This is a genomic window from Skermanella stibiiresistens SB22, assembly GCF_000576635.1.
GTDB classification, from domain to species: Bacteria; Pseudomonadota; Alphaproteobacteria; order Azospirillales; family Azospirillaceae; genus Skermanella; species Skermanella stibiiresistens.
Map to the genome: position 1 here is coordinate 1 of NZ_AVFL01000167.1, position 229 is coordinate 229.

A 229-nucleotide genomic window follows, 5' to 3' on the forward strand; every position below is an offset into this window, starting at 1 on the left:
CCCGCCGCTGCCGTCGGACCCGGGCCACGCCCTGTGGCGGCGCGATTTCCGCACCAACGGCTGCCTGTTCTCGATGGCGCTGGCGCCGGCGCCCGAGGCGGCCTTCAACGGCTTCTTCGATTCGTTGCGCCATTTCGCCATCGGCGCCAGCTGGGGCGGGGTGCACAGCCTGGCGGCCTATTACCCGGCGGGGCTGCAGGCCGGCCGCGCCTTCCCGGCCACCGACCGG

Annotated in this window: 1 protein-coding gene; it reads left to right on the forward strand. The window is 74.7% G+C overall.

What is annotated here, in order from left to right:
* Window positions 1–229, forward strand: a 229-nt coding sequence (locus N825_RS35920; RefSeq protein WP_037462657.1) for a PLP-dependent transferase, incomplete at both ends; no start/stop codon positions are given.